The 22546-nt window shown below is 72.7% G+C and carries 14 protein-coding genes; 3 read left to right on the forward strand and 11 right to left on the reverse strand.

What is annotated here, in order from left to right; translation table 11 throughout:
• The first annotated feature begins 219 nt into the window (after positions 1-219).
• Positions 220-8382 carry a non-ribosomal peptide synthetase gene (locus tag O7615_RS24465; protein WP_278180132.1) on the forward strand — a complete coding sequence of 2721 codons (8163 nt, stop codon included), beginning with the start codon at positions 220-222 and terminating at the stop codon, positions 8380-8382.
• 74 nt (positions 8383-8456) lie between these two features.
• Here O7615_RS24465 and O7615_RS24470 read toward each other — a convergent pair whose 3' ends face one another.
• From O7615_RS24470 to O7615_RS24480, 3 genes are read right to left on the reverse strand one after another with little or no spacing between them, the layout of a single operon-like run.
• Entirely contained in the window at positions 8457-8861 is a 405-nt protein-coding gene (locus O7615_RS24470) for a 3-aminobutyryl-CoA ammonia-lyase (RefSeq protein WP_278180133.1), read from the reverse strand.
• Positions 8858-9133, reverse strand: coding sequence for an acyl carrier protein (locus tag O7615_RS24475; RefSeq protein ID WP_278180134.1), 276 nt, complete (start codon positions 9131-9133; stop codon positions 8858-8860). The genes O7615_RS24470 and O7615_RS24475 overlap by 4 nt, the downstream gene beginning before the upstream one ends.
• A complete protein-coding gene (locus O7615_RS24480) occupies positions 9130-11784 on the reverse strand; it encodes a condensation domain-containing protein (RefSeq protein WP_278180135.1) in 2655 nt (884 codons plus the stop codon). The genes O7615_RS24475 and O7615_RS24480 overlap by 4 nt, the downstream gene beginning before the upstream one ends.
• An 85-nt stretch (positions 11785-11869) precedes the next feature.
• Between O7615_RS24480 and O7615_RS24485 the strand changes: the two genes are divergently transcribed.
• Both O7615_RS24485 and O7615_RS24490 read left to right on the forward strand, forming a co-directional pair.
• Positions 11870-12232, forward strand: a complete 363-nt coding sequence (locus O7615_RS24485; RefSeq protein WP_278180136.1) for an acyl carrier protein — start codon at positions 11870-11872, stop codon at positions 12230-12232.
• Between the two features lie 13 nt (positions 12233-12245).
• On the forward strand, positions 12246-13016 hold the full coding sequence (locus tag O7615_RS24490) for a glucose 1-dehydrogenase (RefSeq protein WP_278180137.1): 771 nt from the start codon (positions 12246-12248) through the stop codon (positions 13014-13016).
• Between the two features lie 4 nt (positions 13017-13020).
• Here the strand turns inward: O7615_RS24490 and O7615_RS24495 are convergent, their stop codons facing one another.
• The 8 genes from O7615_RS24495 to O7615_RS24530 are packed head-to-tail and all read right to left on the reverse strand — an operon-like array spanning position 13021 to position 22529.
• Positions 13021-13794 (reverse strand): maleylpyruvate isomerase family mycothiol-dependent enzyme, encoded by a 774-nt coding sequence (locus O7615_RS24495; protein WP_278180138.1) that lies wholly within the window; start codon positions 13792-13794, stop codon positions 13021-13023.
• A 7-nt stretch (positions 13795-13801) separates the two neighbouring features.
• The gene (locus O7615_RS24500; protein WP_278180139.1) at positions 13802-14950 is read right to left on the reverse strand and encodes an aminotransferase class I/II-fold pyridoxal phosphate-dependent enzyme; all 1149 of its coding nucleotides are present in this window, start codon (positions 14948-14950) and stop codon (positions 13802-13804) included.
• A complete protein-coding gene (locus tag O7615_RS24505; RefSeq protein WP_278180140.1) occupies positions 14947-16377 on the reverse strand; it encodes an FAD-binding oxidoreductase in 1431 nt (476 codons plus the stop codon). Before O7615_RS24505 ends, O7615_RS24500 begins: the two co-directional genes overlap by 4 nt.
• A complete protein-coding gene (locus O7615_RS24510) occupies positions 16374-18011 on the reverse strand; it encodes a thiamine pyrophosphate-dependent enzyme (RefSeq protein ID WP_278182213.1) in 1638 nt (545 codons plus the stop codon). Before O7615_RS24510 ends, O7615_RS24505 begins: the two co-directional genes overlap by 4 nt.
• Before the next feature lie 17 nt (positions 18012-18028).
• Complete coding sequence (locus O7615_RS24515; RefSeq protein WP_278180141.1) at positions 18029-19264, reverse strand: ABC transporter substrate-binding protein; 1236 nt, start codon at positions 19262-19264, stop codon at positions 18029-18031.
• Between the two features lie 39 nt (positions 19265-19303).
• Positions 19304-20428, reverse strand: coding sequence for a sulfotransferase (locus O7615_RS24520; RefSeq protein ID WP_278180142.1), 1125 nt, complete (start codon positions 20426-20428; stop codon positions 19304-19306).
• On the reverse strand, positions 20425-21360 hold the full coding sequence (locus O7615_RS24525) for an NAD(P)-dependent oxidoreductase (RefSeq protein WP_278180143.1): 936 nt from the start codon (positions 21358-21360) through the stop codon (positions 20425-20427). Before O7615_RS24525 ends, O7615_RS24520 begins: the two co-directional genes overlap by 4 nt.
• A gap of 29 nt (positions 21361-21389) precedes the next feature.
• Positions 21390-22529, reverse strand: a complete 1140-nt coding sequence (locus tag O7615_RS24530) for a Glu/Leu/Phe/Val dehydrogenase dimerization domain-containing protein (RefSeq protein ID WP_278180144.1) — start codon at positions 22527-22529, stop codon at positions 21390-21392.
• Between the last annotated feature and the right edge of the window lie 17 nt (positions 22530-22546).

Here is a 22546-nt window from a genome sequence, read left to right on the forward strand (position 1 = left end):
TGACTCTTGTAAATATCCGCCGGGGTGGATTCTCGGTGAATCTCGGTCCGCCAGCGGCGCTCGGGCGAGCGGCGAGGGTGAGTGGATCTCGTTGACGCTGCATGCCCTCGACATTACTGTAGTCATCATTCAAAGACTACAGTCATGTGACGGGTGGGGGTGGCTATGGATAGCTTCGGGGATCGAGTCCGTTCACTCCCGGCCGACGAGCGGGACGAGGTGCTCAGAAGACTCGCCGGCAGCCTCGGCGAACCCGAGCAGGACCTCATCCGACGCCGCCCTGACGACACTGGGCCGGTGCCGCTGTCCCATCTACAGGAGCATCTCTGGTTCCTGGACCGGCTGACCCCCGGCACCAGCACCTACAATCTCGGCGCCACCTTCCGGCTCCGCGGGCGGCTCGACGTCGGCGCACTCTGCGCCAGCCTGCACCACCTCATCGGTCGTCACGAGGCACTGCGCACCACCGTCGTCGACCGGGACGGTCGACCCGTCCAGGTGGTCCACGACACCGGCGGCGCCGTGACCGTCGTCGACCTGTCGCATACCCCGGCGGCTGAACGGGCGGCCACGGCCGCGCGCTGGGCCCGAGAGGCCGTCGACGCGCCCTTCGACCTCGACCGGGAGCCCCTCTTCCGGGCCTCGGTCGCCGTCGTCGGGCCGCGGGACTACCTGCTCGCCCTCACCATGCACCACATCTGTGTCGACGGCTGGTCGGCACAGACCCTGGTCACCGAGCTGACCGAGTTGTACCGGGCTGCGGTGACCGGCGTCGAGCCGGCGCTGGCCGTACCCCAGGTGCACTACCCCGACTTCGCGCTGTGGCAGCGCGGCCGACCCGACGACACGCTGACCGGGCAGCTGGACTACTGGCAGGAGACGCTGCGGGACCTGCCGACGTTGTCGATACCCACCGACTTCCCGCGCCCGGCCGTACCCTCCGACCGCAGCGACAGCGTGACGACGGTCCTCCGTGGCGCGGTGGTGCCGGCCCTGCGCGAGGTGTCCCGCCGACGCGGCGCGACGCTGTTCATGACTCTCATCGCCGCCTTCGACGCGGTGCTGTCCCGCTACACCGGGCAGGACGACATCGTCATCGGCACCACCACCACCGGCCGGCACCATCCCCAGCTGGAGCAGATGATCGGCCACTTCGTCAACATGGTCGTGCTGCGCACCCGTGTCGGCGGCAACCCCACCTTCGACGAACTGCTTGACCGCGTACAACGGACCGTCCTGGGCGCCTGGCGGCACCAGGACGTCCCGTTCGAGAAGGTCGTCGCCGCGGTGCGTCCCGAACGGGAGGCCGGGCGGAACCCCCTGTTCCAGGTGGGACTCCAACTGTTACCCGAGGCGGCCGTCGGCGCACCGCTGGACCTGCCCGAGGTGACGGCCTCGCTGGTGGAGGCGGGGCTGGACCGGCATCCGTTCGACCTGTCATTGACCGTCCGGGAAGCGGAGGAAGCGCTGCACATCAGCGCCGACTTCCGCACCGACCTGTTCGCCGCGCCCCGGATCGAGCGGCTCGTCACGCACCTGTGCACCGTGCTGGAGGCCGTCGCGGCGGACAGCTCCACCGTGCTGGGCGAGCTGCCGGTACTCACCCCGATCGAGCGCGAGCAGGTCCTGGAGGCATGGCAGGGCGCGCGCCGGCCGTACCTGCGCGAGCCGGTGCACCGGCAGATCGCGGCCCAGGCGGCGCGCACCCCACGCACCATCGCCCTGCGGCACGGCGACGACCAGATCACCTATCGCGAGCTGGTCGAACGGGCCGACCGGCTGGCCGGCTACCTGCGGGGTCGCGCGGTCGGGCACGAGGACGTCGTCGCGGTCGGCCTGGAGCGCGGCATCGACACCGTCGTCGCCTTCCTCGCGGTGATGAACGCCGACGCCGCGTTCCTGCCACTGGACCTCGCCCACCCGCCGAACCGGCTCGCGTACCAGCTCGACGACGCGGGGGCCAAGGTGGTGGTCAGCCACAGCCGGGTACGTCACCGCCTCCCCGAGCGCACCGGCTGGGAGCCCGTCTGGCTGGATCTCGACGCCGCCGCCATCGACGCCGCGCCGAAACCCGCCGGGCCGTCGCCGGTCACCGAGTCCTCGCTCGTCTACGTCCTGTACACGGCCGGTTCGACCGGGCGGCCCAAGGGCGTGCTCATCGAACACGGCGCGCTGTCCAACTTCGTCTCCTGGATGACCGGGGTGTTCGAACTCGGACCCGGCGACCAGATGCTGCAGTACGCCGCGGTCAACTTCGACCTGGCCGAGGGCGAGATCTTCTCCGCGCTCACCTCCGGGGCCACCCTCGTGCTCGCCCCGGAGTCGCTGCGCAGCGACCCGAGTTCGCTCTCCGGGCTGATCGAGGCCGAGGGCATCACCTACCTGGGCGCTCCACCGGCGGTCCTGAGCCTCATCCCGCCGGCGGACCACCCGCTGCTGCGCAAGATCCTCGTCGGGGGCGAGGCGTTGCCCGGCGACCTGGTGAACCGCTGGCGCGCCCCCGGCCGCCGCTTCGTCAACGGATACGGCCCCACCGAGATCACCATCGGCTGCAGTTACTACGTCTGCGAACACCGCGAGTGGCGGGGACAGCCCCCCATCGGTCGGGCCATGCCGAACCGCTTCGTCTACGTGCTGGACCGGTTCGACCAGCCCACCCCGATCGGGGTGCCCGGCGAGATCACCGTCGGCGGCGTCGGTCTGGCCCGGGGCTACCTGAACGCCCCCGAGCTGACCGCGGCGCGGTTCGTGCCGAATCCGTTCCGCCCCGGTGAACTCATGTACCGCACCGGCGACCTCGGCATCTGGAGCGAGACCGGCCACCTGCAGTTTCTCGGGCGCATCGACACCCAGGTCAAGCTGCGCGGCGTACGGATCGAGCTGACCGAGATCGAGGCCTGCCTCGCCAGCCATCCGGACGTACGCCGGGCCACCGTCCTGCTCCGTACGGACCTGCCCGGCGGCCCCCGGCTCGTCGCGTACCTGGTTCCCGGCTCCCGGGTGCCCGACGAGGCCGAACTGCGCGCCCACCTCGCCCGTGACCTGCCCGCCAACGTCGTCCCCGGCAGCTACGTCATGCTCGACGAACTGCCCCTGACCACGGTGGGCAAGATCGACCATGCGGCGCTGCCCGCACCACACCTCACCGGCGGCCGCGCCCCCCGCACCGAACCGGAGCGGGTGCTCTGCGAACTCTTCGCCGAGGTGCTCGGGGTGGACGAGATCAGCGTCGACGACAGCTTCTTCGACCTGGGCGGGTACTCGCTGCTGGTGGTGCGGCTGGTGAACCGGGTACGCGAGCGACTCGGCGTCGAGCTGGAGATCCGGACCATCTTCGACACACCGACCGTCGCCGGGATGGCCCACCACCTGACGGGCGACCACGCCGCGGGCCGGCACCCGGTCGACGATGACCAGCCTCCGCCGCTGGTCGCCGTGGAGCCGCTGGCACCGGACGCCGTCGCGGCTGCCGACACCGAGCCGGTACGCGGGCCGGCAAGCGAGCCGGTGACCGGGCCGGTGAGCGAGCCGGACACGGCGGGTGACGGGGCGGCGGCCGAGGCGGCACCGGGGCGCCCGGACCGGCTTCCCCTCTCCTACGCCCAGCGGCGCCTGTGGTTCCTGGCCCAGATGGAGGGCCCGACCGCCACCTACAACGTGCCGATGGCGCTGCGGCTGACCGGGCCGCTGGATCCGCAAGCGTTGCGGGCCGCGCTCGATGACGTGGTGGCCCGGCACGAGGTGCTGCGTACCGTCTTCCCGTCGGTCGACGGCGAGCCGGTGCAGCAGATCATCGCGGACGCCCACGTCCCGCTGGTCCGTCCGGACGTCGCGCCGGAACAACTGCCACAGCTTCTCGCCGACGCCGCCGGTACCGTCTTCGATCTCGCCACCGACCTGCCGATCCGGGCGTGGCTGCTGCCCACCGGGCCGCAGGAGCACGAGCATGAGCACGAGCACGTGCTCATGCTCGTCCTGCACCACATCGCCAGTGACGGCCTCTCCCTGCTGCCACTGCTGACCGACCTGGGCGTCGCCTACACGGCCCGCCGTGGCGGGCAGGCGCCGACCTGGCGACCGCTGCCGATGCAGTACGCCGACCACACCCTGCGCCAACGGGCGCAACTCGGCGACGTCACCGACCCGGACAGCCCGCTGGGCCGCCAGCTCGCCTACTGGAAGCGGACGCTGGCGCAACTACCGCCCGCGCTGCCACTGCCCGCCGACCGGCCCCGCCCCGCCGTCGCCAGCTACCGGGGCGACCTGCTCACCTTCCCGATCGGCGCCGAGCTGCACGCCCGCCTGCTCCACCTGACCCAACGCCACCGGGTCAGCATGTTCATGCTCTTCCAGGCCGCGTTCGCCGCCCTGCTGACCCGCCTCGGTGCGGGCACCGACATTCCGGTGGGCGCACCCACCGCCGGCCGGCCCGAGGCCGAACTCGACGCGCTGGTCGGCTTCTTCGTCAACACCCTGGTGCTGCGCACCGACACCGCCGGGGATCCCAGCTTCGGTGAGCTGCTCACCCGGGTACGCGACACCGATCTCGCGGCCTTCGCCCACCAGGACCTGCCGTTCGAACTGCTCGCCGAGGCGCTCAATCCGCCGCGTACCGCCGCGCACCACCCCCTGTTCCAGGTGGTGCTCCAGGTCAACAGCGGTGGCGCGGGCAGCCTGCCCCCGCTGGGCGACGTCACCGTGACCGCGGAACTGGTCGACCTGCACGTGGCCAAGTTCGACCTGGTGCTCGGCGCGGAGGAGAGCTACGCCGACGGCCGGCCGGCCGGCATCCTCGGCTCGTTCGAGTACGCCACCGACCTGTTCGACCGGGACACCGTGCACCGGCTGGCGCTCCGGCTGGTCCACCTCCTCGACTCCGTCAGCCGTGATCCGGCGCAGCCGCTGGACGCCATGGACCTGTTCCTGCCGGGGGAACGCGACCAGGTTCTCGAGGAGTTCAACCGCACCGGCCATCCGGTCCCCGACGCGGTCCTGCCCGACCTCTTCGAGGCACAGGTGGACCGCAGTCCCGGTGCCCCCGCCGTCGTCGCGGACACGGGTACCGTCAGCTACGCGGCGCTGGACGAGGCCGCGAACCGGCTCGCGCACCAGCTCATCGCGCACGGGGTCACGCCCGCGGCGATCGTCGCGGTCGCGATTCCCCGTCGGGTCGAGCTGATGGTCGCCCTCTACGCCGTACACAAGGCCGGCGCGGCCTACCTACCGTTGGAGATCGACCACCCCGCCGAGCGACTGCGGTACGCCGTCCGCCACAGTCGCCCGACCGTCGTCCTGACCACCAGCGACGTCAAGCTGCCCGATCTCGACGTACCGGTCGTGGCCCTCGACGACCCACGGATCCGCACCGAACTGGCCAGCCGCCCCGCCACCCGCCCGGCGCGCACCCTGCACACCCGGCACCCCGCGTACGTGATCTACACCTCCGGCTCGACCGGGCAGCCGAAGGCGGTCGTGGTGTCGCACCACGCGATCGTCAACCGGCTCTGCTGGATGCAGCACCACCACCCCCTCGGGGCCACCGACCGGGTGCTACAGAAGACACCGGCAGGATTCGACGTGTCGGTACCGGAGTTCTTCGGGCCGCTGCAGGTGGGCGCCGCGCTCGTGCTCGCCGCACCGGGGGAGCAGGCCGACCCGGGCCGCCTTGCGGCCCGCATCCGCGAGGGCGGGGTCACCGTCGTGCACTTCGTACCGTCGATGCTGCGGGCGTTCCTGGCCGAGCCCGCCGCGGCGACCTGCACCGGTCTGCGGCGGGTCTTCGTCAGTGGCGAGGAGCTTCCGGCCGTGGTGCAGCGCCGCTTCCACCAGCTCCTCGATGCGGAACTGCACAACCTGTACGGCCCGACGGAGGCAACCGTCGAGATCACCGCATGGCACTGCCACCCCGGGGACGCCGGACCGGTACCGATCGGACGACCGGTCTGGAACAGCCGCCTCTACGTCCTCGACGGCCACCTGAACCCGCTACCGATCGGCGTCACCGGCGAGCTGTACCTCGCCGGCCGCCAGCTCGCCGACGGTTACCAGCGGCAACCGGCCCTGACCGCCCAGCGATTCCTGCCCGACCCGTACGGCCCCGCCGGTGCCCGGATGTATCGCAGCGGTGACCTCGCCCGGTGGCGGACCGACGGCGCACTGGAGTTCATGGGCCGCGCGGACGACCAGATGAAGATCCGTGGCCTGCGCATCGAACCCCAGGAGGTGGAGGAGGCACTCACCCGGCACACCGGCGTCGCGCACGCCGCTGTCGCGGCCCGACCCGCACCGGACGGCGGTGCCCAACTCATCGGCTACCTGGTGCCGGACCCGGCGACGGAACCCGTGATGCACCGCCTGGCAACGCTGCGCGCCGCCGAGTCACTGCCGTGGCAGCCGCTCCCCGACGGCACCGTCGTCGCGGCACCGGACCGGGCCACCGCGACCTTCCTGCACCGGGAGCTGTTCGAGGACGGCGCGGTGTCACCGGCACGGCTCGACCTGCCGCCCGGCGCGTGTGTCTTCGACGTCGGCGCGCACGTCGGCATGTTCAGCCTCGCCCTGCACCGCGCGTACCCGGACGCCGTGACGTACGCCTTCGAGCCGGTGCCCGCGCTGCACGAGATGCTGGAGGTCAACACCACCCTGTACGGGGTGCCGGCGCGGACCTTCGCCTACGGGCTCGGCGAGACCGACGGCGAGGTCGACTTCACCTACTACCCGCACCTGTCGGTGATGTCCGGCCGGTACGCGGACACCGTGGCCGACGCCCGCATCGTCGAGGCGTACGAAGGGGTGTCGGCGGACAGTCCGGACAGTCCCCACTGGCGTGAGCTGCTCGACGAGCGGCTGCGGCCGGAGCGGCTCACCGTCGCGCTGCGGACCCTCTCCGCCGTCCTCGACGAGACTGCCGTGCCGCGAGTCGACCTACTCAAGATCGACGTCGAGCGCGGTGAACTCGACGTGCTGCGCGGGATCCGCGACGAGCACTGGCCGCTGATCCGGCAGGTGCTGGTGGAGACCGACGACACCGATGGCCGCGCCGACGACCTCACCGCGCTGCTCATCCGCCACGGGTTCGCGGTCACCCGGCGCACGCCGGCACTGCTCGCGGGCACCGGGCTGGTCAGCCTGCACGCGGTTCGCCCCGAGGACCCGCCGCCGTCGCCACGACCGGCGCAGGTCGGGTGTCCCCGGTCGGAGGCGGAGTTCGTCGCCGACGTGCGGGACGAGACCCGCCACGTACTGCCGGAACACCTGGTGCCCCAGCGCTTCGTCCTGCTCGACCGGCTGCCGCTGTCGACGAACGGCAAGCTCGACCGGTCCCGGCTGCCCGAGCCCGGCCGGGGCGGGGGTACGGGGCGGGCACCCCGCACCCGCGAGGAGGAGATCGCCTGCGGCGTCGTCGCGGACCTGCTGCGCCTGGACCGGGTCACCATCGACGACAACTTCTTCGACCTGGGCGGCCACTCACTGCTGACGGTCCAACTGGTCAACCGGATCGCCGCGGCGACCGGGCGGCAGCTCAGCGTCCGGTCGGTCTTCGTCACCCCCACCGTCGCCGGGCTGCTCTCCGGCGGACCCGAGCACGGCGGTCTCGACGTCCTGCTGCCGCTGCGCTCCACCGGCAGCCGGGAGCCGCTGTTCTGCGTCCACCCGTTCACCGGTCTCAGCTGGGGCTACGCGGGGCTCGCCCGGCACCTGGGGCCCGACCGGCCGCTGTACGGCCTTCAGTCACCCCTGCTCACCGATCCGGACGCGGCGGCACGGGACATCGCGGCCCTGGCCGAGGAGTATCTCGGGCAGATCCGCGCGGTCGCGCCCCGGGGGCCGTACCACCTGCTCGGCTGGTCGTTCGGCGGACTGGTGGCCCAGGAGATCGCGGTGCGGCTGCGCGAGCGGGGCGAGCAGGTCGGCGTCCTGGCGCTACTCGACGCCTACCCGGTGCCGCAGCAGGGCGCGGCCGCGCAGCCGCCCACCCCGGCCGAGGTGCTCGGCGTGCTCACCGGCGACCCCGAGCTGAGCCGGACCGATTCCGCACTGTCCGCGTTGCCCGACGACGAGGAACTCGCCCGGCTGGTACGCGGGGCCAACCCCGCGCTGGCGCAGCTGCGGACCGGTGAGATCGCCGCGCTCGCCCGCGCCGCCGCGAGTCACCTCGACGCGATGCGCCACCACGTGCCCCGCCGCTACGACGGCGAGGTCCTCTTCGTCACCGCCACCGAAGGACGACCCGAGGACGCGCCCACGGCGGACACGTGGCAGCCGTACGTCGGCGGCGGACTGGCACGGATCGACGTCGCGGCGACACACTGGACGATGACCGAGCCCGCGCCGCTGGCGGAGATCGGCGAGGTGCTCCGGCAGCGACTCGGCGACGGGTGAGACGACCGGACCAACGTCCACCCCGGGGGTCGCCGGACCGCCCGGGGTGGACCTGCACCGCCGGGGGTGGGCGGTCACCGCGCCGGAGGCACCACCACGGTGGCCTCGGCGGTGACCGCGACGACGGGTGGGTCCAGCGGGCGGGCCGAGGTGACCCCCCGTTCGGGCTCGGCCCGGCAGAGCACCGAGCAGGTCAGGGCGACCGTACGGGACCGGGTGCGGACCCGGGTCACCGTGCCGGCGAACTCGACCACGTCGCCGGCACGGATCGGAGCGTGGAACTCGACGGCCCGGTAGCCGGCGAGCAGCCCCTCGTCGCCGTCGGTGCGGATGGCGAGTTCGGTGACCGCGTCACCGAAGCCGGCCAGCGCGTACGCGCCGTTGACCAGGTCGCCCGCGTAGCGGACGTCGGACCGGGAGACGTAGCGCCGGTGCGTCACGGTCACGCCGAGACGGGGATCGTCGTCGGAGCTGCTCACCGTGGGGTGCCTTCCGTCAGGTCGCCGTCCAACTGCGCCACCACCAGGCGGGCCAACAGCTCGCCGGTGGGTTGCTGGAAGAACGCGGCGGCGTCCACCTCGACCTCGAAGACCAAGTTGGTGCGGTTCACCAGCCGGATCAGGGCGAGGCTGTCGGCGCCCAGCTCGAACAGGTTCGCCGTGGGATCGATCTCGTGTCCGGGCAGGACGGCCGCGATGACCTCGTCGCGCAGGAGGGCCGCGACCGGCTCGTGCAGCGAAGCGTCGCTCATGCCGGCTCACCGGCCAGACCGAGTTCGCCGACGAGTTGGGCCTGCTGCGCCACCGTCGGATGCTCCAGCAGCTCGATCAGCGGCACGGGGCCGCCCAGCACCTGCGAGAGCCGGGCCGAGAGCTGCTGCAGCATCAGGGAGTGCCCGCCGAGGTCGAAGAAGTTGTCGTCGACGTACGCGGGTGCCCGGCCCAGCAGTTCGGTCCACGCGCCGGCGATGACCTGCTCGGTGGGGCCGGACGGCGGTCGGGAGTCGGATCCGCCGTCGGTGGTGGGTGTGGGCAGCGCGGCCCGGTCGACGCGTCCGTCCACGGTGTGGGGAAGGCCGGGCAGCACGGTCAGCCCCGGGACGGCGAAGCTCGGCAACCGCTGACCCAACCACTGCCGCACCTGCTCCGGGTCGACCGTCTCGGCCAGCACCAGGTACGCGTGCGGGGTGCCGTCCGGTGTGGTGACCGTCGTGGCGTCCCGTACGCCGGGAAGCTGGACGAGCAGGTCGGTGATCTCGCTCGGGTGCAGCGGTACCCCGCGCAGGACGGTCCGGTCGGCGGCCGGGCCGGCGAGTTCGACCGTGTCGTCCGCGCGGAGCCGGGCGTACCAGTCGGTCGGCTCGGCCGGCCCCGGACCGTCGGCGGCCCGCAGGTGCAGGGTGCCGAAGGCGCCCTGCGGCAGCGGACGGCCCGACGGGTGTGCCGTCCACGCCCGCAGCGGGGCGAGCGGCCGGCCGGCGCCGACCCGTTCCCGGCCGACGGACAGCCGGCCCAGCGTCGCCAGGCCGCCGCCGGGGCGTAGGCAGCCGTACCAGACCAGGCCGGCCCGGGCGGCGAGGCGCTCGGCGGCGGCACGGTGCAGGTCACCGACGGCCAGCAGGGCACAGCCATCCGGGGCCCGCCAGCCGGCGGGGAGCCGGGCCAGCAGCGCGGTGGTCGCGCTGACGAGGCCCGGTCGCAGCCGGTCCACCAGCGCGGCGAGGTCGGTGCCGCCGCCGGGGACCCGGGTCAGCTCGGCCCCGGTGGCGTCGGCCAGCCCGGCGTCGACGTCGGCCAGGGCGCTGCCGGGTGGCGCGGTGCTCAGCAGCCGGCCGACGGGACCGACGAGAGCGGCGGCGGCCGGGATCGTCGCGCGGGGTGCAGCGTCGCCGGGGGTGTGCGGCGGCTTTGCACCGGTGGTGGACGGTGCCGTGCCGTCGTGTCCGGTGGAGGTCACGGGCAGCGCGGTGACCGGGGTGTCGACATCGGCGACGACGGCGGCGACCAGCGCCCAGAACTGTCCGGCGAGCGTCTCGACGGTCGACTCGTCGAAGATGTCGTCGTTGTACGGCCACTGCGCGCCGAGCCGTACCCCGTGCAGGATGTTGACGCCGAGGTCGTACTCGGTGCCCTCGGAGCGCAGCGGGAACGGCTCCCCGCGCAGACCGCTGGGGGACAGGGGCAGCCCGGGGCCGGCGTCGGCCAGGTACGAGTAGGAGACCTGGTACAGCGGTGGCACGCCGGCCTCGCGGACCGGGTTGACGGCCCGCACCACCCGTTCGTACGGCAGCTCCTGCCGGGCGTACGCGGCCAGGGCGCGGGTGTGCTCGCGGGCGATGACCTGCCGTGCCGTGTCGGTGTCCCGTACCTGCGACCGCAGGGGCAGCACATTGACGAAGTAGCCGATGAGGTTCTCCGTCTCCGGGTGGGCCCGCTCGCTCTTGGGCACCCCGACGACGATGTCCTCCTGGCCGCTGTACTGCCACAGCAGGATGCGGTAGCAGGCGAGCAGCAGGACCGACGGGGTGGTACGCCACGACCGCGCGGCCTCGTGCACCCGCTCGCCCAGCCCTTCGGGCGCGGTGCCGTAGTAGAACCGCCCGGAGCCCTCGTGCCGGGCGGGACGGGGCCGGGTGGTGGGCATGGCCAGTTTGTGCGGCGCGTCGGCGAGGTGCCGCTGCCAGTAGTCGAGCAGCCGGTCCAACCGTTCCCCGTCGAGGCGGTCGCGTTGCCAGACGGCGAAGTCGGCGTACTGGATCGGCAGGGTGGGCAGCGGCGGCGCGCTGCCGTACGCGGCGGCCTCGTACCGGTTCCACAGATCGCGGAGCAGGATCGCCCGGGATGGCATGTCGGCGACGGCCACGTGCTGGTTGACGACGAGGACGTGGTCGTCGGCGGCGAGCCGGTAGACGCGTACCCGCAGCGGGGGCTGCGTCGCGAGGTCGAAGCCGGTGAGCGCCTCGGCGCTGGCCCGCTCGGCACAAGTGGCGGGGTCGGCGCCGGTCAGGTCGACCAGCTCGAAGTCCACGGTGCGCACGGGCAGGATCCGTTGCGTGGGCGCGCCGTCCACGGTCGTGACGACGGTGCGCAACGAGTCGTGCCGGGCGGCGAGGTCGGCGCAGGCGCTGCGGAGGGCGGTCAGGTCCAACGGTCCACGCAGGCGGCTGGCGGTGGGGAAGGCGAAGATGTCGCGGCGCTGGTAGAGCTGTTCGAGATACCAGAGCCTCTCCTGCGCGTAGGACAGGGGAACGGGTGCGTCGGGGTCGGCTCGGGGGGCCAGTGGCGCGGCGCTACGAGGTGGCTCGGCGCGGGCGCGGAGCACTCGTTCCAGCGCCCTGCGGCGCTCGGCGGGTAGGTGCGCGAATCGCCGTTGGATCGCTTCCGCGTCGGACTCCGTGGTCATGCGTCGCCTCCGATATTCGGCCTTGACTCAGGATATAACTACAGTCAATAGTTGAGTTGTTGTTCGGTTGATCGGGAGGGTGCGGGTGGACACCGAAAACCTGACCGGCGGCACCGGAGACGACCAGGTTCTGCACCGGTTGCGCGATGAGTGCTACGGGGTCGTGCTTCCCGGCGTACCGGTGTCCGCCGACGACGACCTGTTCGAGATCGGCGGCGACAGCGTCATGCTGATCCGGCTGGTGGCCATGGCCCAGCTCACCTTCGGCGTCGAGGTCGACGCCCTGAGCTACTTCCAGCGCCCCACGCTCGCCACGCTCGCCACCGAGGTACGGCGGCAACTGGCTCCGCAGGCCGTCGACGAGCACCTCCTCGACGACGTGCTGGCCAGGGTGGAATCGATGACCGACGACGAGGTGCAGCGCCTGCTCGACGGCGCGGGACCGTGACGAGGGGGCAACCATGCGGCTGACCGGCAAGGTCTGCCTGATCAGCGGCGGCACCGCGGGCATCGGCCTGACCACCGCCCAGACGTTCACCCGGCACGACGCACGGGCCGTCGTCGTGACCGGCCGCGACCCCGAGCGTGGCGCCGCCGCGGTCGAGAGGCTCGGCGGGACCGCCTGGTACCTGCCCCAGGACGTGGTCGACGAACACCGCTGGGACGAGGTCGTCGACGCGGTCGTGGCCCGTTACGGACGCCTCGACATCCTGGTCAACAACGCCGGCTGGATCGGCGACGACCAGGCGCAGGACATCGAGGAGGTCGAACTCGACCAGTGGCGGCGTATCCTCGCCGTCAACCTGGACAGCGTCATGCTCGGCTGCCGCGCCGCGGTACGCGTGATGGGGACCAGGGGAGGCGGCAGCATCGTCAACGTCTCCAGCACCGCCGGACTCATGTCCACCCCGCTGTTCACCGCGTACGGTGCGGCGAAGGCCGCGGTCACCCAGCTGACCAAGTCGGTCGCGGTCCACTGTGCCTGGCGCCGGTACGGCATCCGGTGCAACTCGGTGCACCCCGGACTCGTCGAGACCGAACTCGGCGACCAGGTGCTCGCCCTCTTCGACCCGGACGTGGACCGGGCCCGTGCCGCGTACCTGGCCCGGGTGCCGATGGGTGAACTCGGTACGCCCGACGACGCGGCAGCCGCGATCCTCTATCTCGCCAGCGACGAGTCCCGGCACGTGACCGGCACCCAGCTCGTGGTCAGCGGCGGCCTGGGCGTCTGAGACGTCAAGGGGTGATCTGACTCTTCAGCAGCCGCTGCACCAGGTCGGCGTCACCGCTGATCAGATGCTTCCCCGCCGCGATCGGCAGCCGCTGCCAGAGCAGGAGCAGCACCTGCTCGGCCGGCCCCCGCAGCACTGCCACCGGATCGTCCGCCGCGGTCGCGGCCGGGCCGCTGACCGTCGGCACCCGGCCGTCCGAGGGGGACAGCACCCACCGGTGCCCGGTGTCGGGCAGTTCCACCGCCACCGGGCCGGTCAGCGCGGCCACCGGCTTGCCGTCCCAACGGTGGCCCACCGCCAGCATCACCCGCAGCACCTCGTCCACACCGTCGGCGGCCAGCAGGTCCGGCACCGGTCGCACCTCGCCGAGCGCCTGGTCGGCGTCCCGGCCGTGGATCGTGGTCTCGTGCAACTGCCGGCGGAACCAGAAGTCGGCGGTGCGTGGCACGGTGCTGAAGTTCCAGCACGGCGCGTGCGGATCGGTCTCCGCCAGCTCGCGCAGCAACAGGTCCGCCCCGGCGCGGTACCAGTCCGCGGGCGCCACGTCCTCGTCCGGCTTCGGTACCTGCCGGGCCCGCTTGCCGGTGCGGATGTTCTCCGCTGCCCACCGGTGGATGCCGCCGAGGTGACCAACCAGATCCCGCAGTTGCCAGTGGCGGCTCACCCGCACTGGCAGCGACAGGTCAGCCTTGCGGGCGATCGCCTCGAACGCGGCCATCTCCGCCGCCAGCGGTTCGAGGTAGTCCCGTGCCGCCAGGGGCAGCGGTGTCGACTCCATCGTCAGTTCACCCTTCTCCGGTCAGGCGGTCACCCGCCAGGCGCAGCGTATCGAGGCGTTTACAGAATGCGAAGCGGACGAGTCCCCTGCCCCGGCCCGGGTCGGCGTAGAAGCGGGAGGCCGGGATCGCCGCCACGCCCCGGCTGCGGATCAGGTCGGTGCAGTAGGCGACGTCGTCGTCCGGGCACCGGCCGAGAAGGAAGTACGTCCCCTCGTTCTCGGCCAGCGTCAACGGGGTGCGTTGCAGGTAGTCCCGCAGCACCGCCCGCCGCTGGGCGTACTGGGCGCGCAGCAGGTCGTAGTAGCCGCTCGCCGGGGCCTCGCCCAGCATTGCGGCCGTCGCCAGTTGCAGCGGGGTCGCCGGCGCGAACGTCACGAACTGCTTGACCGCGCGCAGCGCCGCGGTCAGCGCCGGTGGGGCGACGGCCCAGCCGACCCGCCACCCGGTCGCCGAGAAGGTCTTCGACACCGACGAGATGGTCACCGTACGGTCCCGGCACGCCGGCACCTCGGCGACCGGAAGGTGCGCCACACCATCGAAGGTCAGGTGCTCGTAGGTCTCGTCCGAGACCAGGTAGGCGTCGTACCGGTCGGCGAGCTCGCCGAGCAGCGCCAGTTCCGAGTGGCGCAGCACCCGGCCGGCCGGATTCCACGGCGTGTTGAGGAAGACCAGCCGGGTACGGGGGGTGAACGCCTCGGTCAGCCGCTGCGGGTCCAGCCGGAAGTCGGGGAAACCGCAGGAGACGTAGCGTACCGTCGCCCCGGCCGCGGTCACGCTGGGCGGATACTGTTCGTAGAAGGGCTCCAGCACGATCGCCTCGTCGCCCGGTTCGAGTAGCCCGATGGCGGCGCACCAGATCGCTTCGCTGGCACCGGCGGTCACCGTCACCTCGGTCTCCGGATCGACCTGGCGACCGTAGCGCCGCAGCAGGTCGGCGGCGACCGCCTGGCGCAGCGCGGGCACGCCGATGCTGAGGCTGTACTGGTGCCCACCCTTGCGGACCGCCTCGTCGGCGGCGGCCAGCAGCGCGGCGGGCGGGCCGAAGTCCGGCGCCCCCTGTGCCAGGTTCACCGCCTGCTGTCGCGCCGCCAGCTGACTCATCGCGGTGAAGATCGAGGTCCCGTACGGGCGCAGGTCGCTGCGGAGCAGGGTCACGCCGGCACCTCCGGCTGCGCCTGCGCGGCCGGGCAGGCGGGGACGGCGGCGAAGATCCGCCCACCGTTGAGGATCCCGCGCGGGTCGAGTGCCTGCTTGAGCAGCCGCATTGTCGCGATCTCCGCCGGACGGCGGGAGTAGGCCAGGTACGGTTCCTTCTCGAAGCCGATGCCGTGTTCGGCGGAGATCGATCCCTGGTAGCGCTCCACATTGCGGTAGACGATGTGCTCCACCTCCGACTTGCGCCTGCGGGTGGTCTCGCCGGTGACGACCGCGATGTGCACGTTGCCGTCGCCCAGATGCCCGAACACCTGCAGCGTCACCTGCGGCCACAGCTCGCGCAACTCGCGGTCGACCCTGGCCAGGTAGGTCTCCAGGCAGGTGGCGGGCAGGCTCACGTCGAAACCGAAGAGCGGCAGCTCGCCACCGAGGATGAGCGACGGGATCCGCTCCCGTACCGCCCACAGGGCCGCCACCTCGGCCGGCTCCAGACCGACGGCGGACTCGGCGATCAGGTCGTCGCAGGCGTCCAGGGCGGCGACGAACCGCTCGGTGTCGCCGGTCGGATCCGAACCCTGCATCTCCACCAGCGCGTAGACCGGGTACCGGCCGGTCAGCGGCGTACGCACCGTGTCCCGCAGCGGCAGGATCAGCTGGTACGCCTCGTCCCAGATCGCCTCGAACGCGCTGATCGAGCCCGGCATCGCCGCGCGGAGCCGGCCCAACAGCGCGAGCGCCGCGTCGACGCCGGGCAGCCCGCAGAAGGCCACGTAGCGGGTCCGGGGCAGCGGCTGTAGGCGCAGCACCGCGCGGGTGATCACGCCGAGCGTCCCCTCCGAGCCGATGAAGAGGTGCTTGAGGTCGTACCCGGCGTTGTTCTTGACCAGCTTGTGCAACCCCGGCAGCGTGGTGCCGTCGGCGAGGACCGCTTCGACGCCGAGCACCAGATCCCGCGTCATGCCGTAGCGCAGCACCCGGTTGCCACCCGCGTTGGTGGCCAGACAGCCACCGATCGTGCACGAACCGCGCGACGCGAGGTCCAGCGGGAACATCAGTCCGTGCCGCTCGGCGGCCTCCTGCACCTGCTGCAACGTCGCACCCGCCTGAACCGTCATCGTCGCGCCGACCACGTCGATCTCCTCGATCGCGGTCATCCGTTCCAGCGAGAGCACCACCTCGTGCGCGTCCGGCACTCCGCCACCCACCAGTCCGGTCATCCCGCCCTGCACCACCACCGGCTGACGCCGGCGATGGCACTCCGCCAGGACGGCCGCCACCTCGGCGGTGCTCGCCGGACGGGCCACCACCGTGGGCGCGCCGACCCGGTCGCTGCCCCACAGGTCCTGCGCGTACCGCCCACCGATCGCGTCGCCGAGCAGCACGTGCTCGGCGCCGACGAGGCCGGTCAGTCGCTCTGCGATGCTCATCGGGTCCTCCTCAGGCCGGCGAGGTGCTGGTAGGCGGAGATGTGCGCGAGACTGGTCCGTACGTGCACGACGACGGGGCCACGGTGGGCCAGGGCCTTCGACAGCACCGGCTCCACCTCGGCATCCGTACCGATGGTCAGGCCCAGCGCCCCGTACGCGTGGGCGAGCAGCGCGAAGTCGGGGTTGGTCAGGTCGGTCCCGGCGACCCGTCCCGGGTAGGCGCGCTCCTGGTGCTGGCGGATCGTGCCGTAGCTGCCGTTGTCCGCGACCACGATCACCACCCGGGCGCGGTACCGGACCGCGGTGGCGAGTTCTGTCCCGGTCATCAGGAAGCCCCCGTCGCCGACGAAGACCACGGTGGGCTCCCCCGGGCGGCGCAGGGCGGCCGCCACGCCGGCCGGGACGCCGAAGCCCATCGCGCTGGACCCGATGCCCAGCAGCCGGCCACCGTCGGCGACCCGGTGGTAGCGATGCACCCATGAGGTGAAGTTGCCCGCGTCGACCGTCACGGTGCCGCGTCCCGAGGTCAGTTCGCCGAGGGCCGCGACGACCTGGCCGAAGACGACCCCGTCGGAGGCGGTGACCGGGTGCCACCGGGCCTGCTCCGCCTCGTGGCCGGCGAGTTGCCGGAGCCAGCCGTCGTCGGCCGGGGCGCGCGGTGGTGCGGCGGCGAGCTGCTCCAGGAAGGCGGTGGGGGAGCAGGCGTACGCCAGCCGGGGCTGGTAGGCCCCGCCCGGCACGGTCGCGTCCGGGTACACGTGCACCAGTGCGGTGGCCGGGTCGGGCAGCGTGTACCGCTGGGTGCTGACCGCGTCGAGCCGGGTGCCGACGGCCAGTACGAGATCGCTCCGCCCGATCAGGTCGCGCTGTCGCGGTGGGGTGGCCAGGTTCAGGTGCCCGGCGTACAGCGGGTCGGTGTTGTCGAACAGGTCCTGCCGCTTGTTGGTCACCAGCACCGGCAGGCGGTGCCGGCGGGCGGCCTCGCGTAGCGCGCGCCGGCCCTGCGGGCTGTCCAGCCGGCCGCCGGCGACCAGTACCGGCCGTTCGCTCCCGGTCAACAGGGCCAGTGTCCGGTCCACCGCCCCGGCCGGTGGCCGGGCGGGTTCGGTCACCACCGGTGCGCCGCCGACCGACGGCGGCACCGGCTCGGCGAGCACGTCCTCCGGTACGACGAGGACGGCCGGTCCGGGCACCCCGCCGCGCGCGGCGGCGAGGGCACGGGCGGTGAACTCGGCGACGTGGCGGGGGTGCCCGACGGTGAACACGCCCCGGGACATCCCGGCGAAGGCGGCCTGGTGGTCGAGTTCCTGGAAGGACCGCCGCCCCCGTTCGGCGGTGCGGACGTCGCCGACGATCAGCAGCAGCCCGGTGGCGTCGAGGTCCGCCGAGTGCACCGCGATGGCGGCGTTCGTCGCGCCCGGACCGCGGTTGACCAGCACCACCCCGGGCGTTCCGGTGAGCTTCGCGTCGGCCAGCGCCATGAACGCGGCCCCACCCTCGTGCCGGCAGGTGACCAGGTCGATGCCGGCACCGGCGAGCCGGTCCAGCACCGGCAGGAAACTCTCGCCCGGTACGCAGAAGACCCGGTCCACGCCGTGTGCCCGCAGCGTGGCGAGGAGCCGGTCGGCGGCCATCGCCGGTGGGTCCTCGGTCACCGGGCGACCTGGACGTCGCGGTCGGGTCGGGTCAGCTGCCCCGTGCGGGCCTCGGGCGGGTAGACGATCGTCGCCTCGTCGAAGGTCTGCCCGAACCGCTGGTACTGCATCAGGACGATCGGTGGTGGGCTGTGGTGCCAGTGCTCCTCGTCCCGGCGGAACCGCACCGGGCCACGCCACGTGTCGAACTCGTGGGTCTCCAGCGCGTCGATCAGGGCGTCGCGGCTCAGCTCGGTGGCGGCGTCGGCGGCCTGACCGAGGATCGTGACGTCGGTGAAGGCGTTCAACGCGTTGTCCGGTGGGAACGAGCCGAAGCGTTCGGCGTAGCGCTGGGTGAACCAGCGACCGATCTCGGCCAGGCCGGGCCAGGACGGCCGGTACAGCAGGGCCGGCCAGACGACGTGGTTGCCGACCTCGCCGGCGAGCCGCCAGTAGTCCTCGGACCGCATCGGGAAGGGGAAGAGGACCACCAGCATCGGTCCGGGCAGCAGCCCGACCTCCGCCGCCTGTTGGATGATCATGTAGTTGGTGCGGACGACACCGCCGTTGATGAGTACGTCCGGCGCGAAGTCCTTGACCGCCCGCAGCTGGTCGCGTACGTCGTAGGTGCTGTCCTGCGGGAAGTCGAAGCGGAGCACCTCGACGCCGCGCGCGGTCAGCTCGTCGGCGATGGTGTCGGCGTTCATCAGGCCGAAGACGGTGTCCGCGGCCAGGATCCCCGCCCGGCGGACGCCCTGTTCGACGAGCAGGTCCGCGATCATCGGAGCCCGGTCGGCGATGGTGAAGTAGGTGCGGAACAGCGTACGGCGGTGCTGCTGGGTGAGCGTGCTGTGCCCGTTCTCCACGAACAGCGGTACGCCGAAGAGTTCGGCGGCCGCCGACACCCCGGGTGCGGTCCGCAGGTGCCACTGCCCGATGACCGCGTGCACCTGGTCCACGAGCGCGAGTTTCGCCAGCGCGCCGACCGCGCTGCGCTGCATGATCTCGCCCTCCTCCAGGGGCTGGTCGTTCTGCAGCACCAGTCGCACCGGCAGGCCACCACGCACGCCGCCACGCCCGTTGAGGTACTCCGCGCCGAGGCAGGCCGCCCGGGTGATGAGTTCGCCGGCGGTGGCGTCACCGGGGCCGGTGACGGGCGTCAGCAGGCCGATGGTGAATGCCTCGTTCGCCTCCGCCGAGGGCTGGTTGGTGGCCGCGATCAGCGCGGCCGCGCGAGACTGGGGGGTGGTCACGATGGTCCTCCCGGGTGCCGGTGTCGTGGTATGTGCGGGTCACGAGCGTCGGAGGGGGGTGAGGTCCCGGGCCAGGCGGGCCGGGTCCAGGCCGTAGTCCTCGGCGCGGTAGCGGTAGGCGCCAGTGCTGTACTGCGGGTGGGCCGCGAGGTAACGGCGCATCGCCGTCTCGGCCGGCCCGTCCAGCCCGACGCCGAGCTGGTCGCAGATGCCGCGCATGGTGGCGATCGGGTCGCGGACCAGGGCGGTGTACTCCGCCTCGATCAGTTGCGCCGTCGGGGGCAGGGCCGTCCGGTCGCGGGCGAAGCGGCGCAGCCCGGTGGTGACCGCGGACGACCACTGTCGACCGATCTCGTGCCGATCGACCGCGTCCGAACGGGCGCCGCGTACCGTCTCGCAGAGCAGGCAGGTGGAGACGACGGCGACGGCGGGATCACGGTGCAGCACCACGATCCGCGCGTCGGGGTAGACCCGGACCAGGTCCGGCAGGTGCCACAGGTGGAACGGGCACTTGAGCACCACGTCCCGGCCCGGGCGGCGCCACAGGATCGCCTGCACCTGGCGCCGGTGGTCACGGTACGCCGCCAGCATGCCGGTCTCGTCGAGCCAACGGTCGTACGAGGGCACCCGGTACCGCATCCCGTAGACCATGCTGGCGAAGGCGTTGCCGGTGAGTCGGTGGCACTCGTCGGGGCGCCGCGCGTCGAGGAAGTGCATCGAGCGCAACAGCGGGGCGACGGTGTAGTACTCGTCCACGTACCCCTGTGCCCGGTCCGCGAGGTCGTGCTCGCTCGCGCCGGGGTCGCTGACCGGCAGCATCAGCTCCCACAGCGCGGGTGCCCGCAGCGCGGGGTGCTCGGTGAGCAGGTTCTGGACGAGTGTGGTGCCGGTGCGCAGCAGCCCGGTGACGAAGATGGGCCGCCGCAGCGGAACCTTGCCGACCTCCGGCACCTCCGCGTGCAGCCGGTGCACCGCCGCGCGCAGCCGCAGCGCCGTGACCAGGCCGGCGTGCACCGCCGCCGCACCGCGCGGGTGCAGCCGGGCCTCGTCGCGCAACGCCTCGGCGAGCCGGTACAGGCCCTGCTGATGGGGAGCCTGCGGGTCGGCGGGCAGGCCGGCCTCGGCGAGCATCGCGGCCGGGTCGAGGGTGAGCTGTGTGGTCATCGGATCACCCCGTTGCGAGCCAGGAACGGGCAGGCGGCAGCGTCCTGGCCGGCCGTCGCGCTCTCGCGGGACCAGGCGGCGAACTCGGCCAGGAAGACCTTGGCGACGGCATGTTCCTCCTCCGGGAACCGGTACGCCCCGTGCGGGGTGACGAAGAGACCGGGCACCTCCCACAGGGGACTGTCGGGTGGTAGGGGCTCCACGTCGTGGACGTCGAGTACCGCGCCGCGCAGACGGCCGGCACGCAGCGCGGCGACGAGGGCGCCGCTGTCGAGGGTGTCGGCCCGGCCGACGTTGACCACGACGGCGTCGGCCGGCAGCGCCTCGATCACCTGACGGTCGACGAGGCCCCGGGTGCTCGGGTCGCTCGGCAGGGTGCTGACGAGGTGGTCGGTGTCGGCCGCGGCGGCCCGCAGCAGGTGCGGCGGCAGGACCGCGTCCGCCAGCGGCGACGGCCGGGCGGTACGGGTCACCGCGGTGACCCGTACGCCGAACGGGGCCGCCAGCTCGGCGATCGCCGAGCCGATGCGGCCCAGACCGAGCAGCAGCAGCCGCGACCCGGCCACCAGCCGTGCGTCCGGCGGCGACCAGCGCCGTTCGTGCTGCTGGTCGCGGAGCCGGGGCGCGTCCTTGGCCAACGCCAGGACCGCCATCCAGGCGAATTCCGCCACGGCGCGGACCGGGACGGTGGCGGAGGTGGTGACGCGCAGCCCCGGCGCCATGCCGGCGGCGGCCAGGTGGTCGGTGCCGGTGCCGGTCAGGTGCAGCCAGGACAGCCGCGGGCAGCGGCCCAGCAGGCCGTCGGGGAGGCGGTTGGCGACCAGGACGTCGATGGTCTCTGGTCGTGGCGGGTCGACCCGCACGTCGGGCGCGACGTCGACGCGTACCGACGGGTGGGCCGCCCGCAGGGCCCGGGCGATGGCCGGACCCATGCTCGGGTGGTAGACGCAGACGCGGGGGCTCATACCGTCAGCGGTTCCACGGTCGCGGCGTGCGTGCCGACCCGTTCGGCGGCGAGGGCGTCGGCGACGACGCTCAGGGGCTGGTCCGTGCTGCGGGCCCGGGTGATGACCTCGGTCGTGTTGCCCCGGATGATCGTGGCGACGGTTTCGAACAGGCCGGCGACCAGACTGTCCGGGTCGGCGCACCTGCCTACCGAGTCGGTCAGCAGCAGGCCGGTCACGGCCGCCGCCCCGACGTTGACCACCGGGCCGGGCAGCGTGTAGGCGCCGCGCCCGGCAAGCGTCGCCTCCGCGGTGGGAGTGCACGTCAGGTTGCCTGCCTCGACCAGCAACCGTGGGGTGACCCGGTGCACGTTGTCGTCGTTGACCGCGCCGCTGCCGGCGGCCAGCACCAGGATGTCGGCGGGCACGTCGAGCCAGGCGTCGGGTGTGGTGGTCAGGTCGAGGCTGGGCGGCAGCCGCCACCGGTCGATGCTGCCGGTGCTGTCGGTGGCGTCCAGCAGTGCGCTGACCGGCAGCCCACCGTGGGCGCTGATGGTGCCGTGCCGGTCGGCGACCGCGACCACGGGGTAGCCGCGGGCGGCGAGCCCGGAGGCGACCGCCCGCCCGACGACGCCGAAGCCCTGGATGGCGATCGAGCGCACCGCATCCGGGCCGAGCAGCTCTCCGGCGGCCGTGTCGACCGCCTCGCAGACGCCGAATCCGGTCACCTCCCGGCAGCGGCGCCACAGGTCGCCCCAGCCGCAGGGCAGCCAGGAGAGCCGACGTTGCGGGTCGAAGCCGGCGGCGGAGAAGAACAGGTCTCGGTCATCGTGGGTGATGCCCTGGTCCGAGCCGAGGTACAGGCCACCGCGCAACAGCGGGGCGATCTGCCGTCCGAACGCCGCCAGGACCCGGTTGCGGTGTGGTCCCGGCGGCAGTCCGCAGCGGATACCCGCCTTCGCGCCGCCGATCGGGACTCCGGCCAGGGCCAGCTTTCTGGTCATCGCCGAGGCGAGGGCGGCGACCTCGTCGACGGTGACGTCCGTGGTCATCCGGGTACCGCCCATCGCCCGGCCGGCGACGAACGAGTCGGCGACCACGAATGCCTCGACATCGTGTTCCTCGTCGCGGATGAAGATCCTCATCTGACTGGTCATGCGACTCCGATCAGGGA

Origin of the sequence: Micromonospora sp. WMMD1082 (assembly GCF_029626175.1) — a bacterium.
Classification (GTDB): Bacteria; Actinomycetota; Actinomycetes; order Mycobacteriales; family Micromonosporaceae; genus Micromonospora.

What these genes read in the sequence shown, in the direction of transcription:
- O7615_RS24525 (WP_278180143.1), bottom strand. Translation starts at nt 21,360, where the DNA reads ATGGGTCCGGCCATCGCCCGGGCCCTGCGGGCGGCCCACCCGTCGGTA.
- O7615_RS24530 (WP_278180144.1), bottom strand. Translation starts at nt 22,529, where the DNA reads ATGACCAGTCAGATGAGGATCTTCATCCGCGACGAGGAACACGATGTC.
- O7615_RS24495 (WP_278180138.1), bottom strand. Translation starts at nt 13,794, where the DNA reads ATGGAGTCGACACCGCTGCCCCTGGCGGCACGGGACTACCTCGAACCG.
- O7615_RS24520 (WP_278180142.1), bottom strand. Translation starts at nt 20,428, where the DNA reads ATGACCACACAGCTCACCCTCGACCCGGCCGCGATGCTCGCCGAGGCC.
- O7615_RS24480 (WP_278180135.1), bottom strand. Translation starts at nt 11,784, where the DNA reads ATGACCACGGAGTCCGACGCGGAAGCGATCCAACGGCGATTCGCGCAC.
- O7615_RS24510 (WP_278182213.1), bottom strand. Translation starts at nt 18,011, where the DNA reads ATGGCCGCCGACCGGCTCCTCGCCACGCTGCGGGCACACGGCGTGGAC.
- O7615_RS24475 (WP_278180134.1), bottom strand. Translation starts at nt 9,133, where the DNA reads ATGAGCGACGCTTCGCTGCACGAGCCGGTCGCGGCCCTCCTGCGCGAC.
- O7615_RS24505 (WP_278180140.1), bottom strand. Translation starts at nt 16,377, where the DNA reads ATGAGCATCGCAGAGCGACTGACCGGCCTCGTCGGCGCCGAGCACGTG.
- O7615_RS24490 (WP_278180137.1), top strand. Translation starts at nt 12,246, where the DNA reads ATGCGGCTGACCGGCAAGGTCTGCCTGATCAGCGGCGGCACCGCGGGC.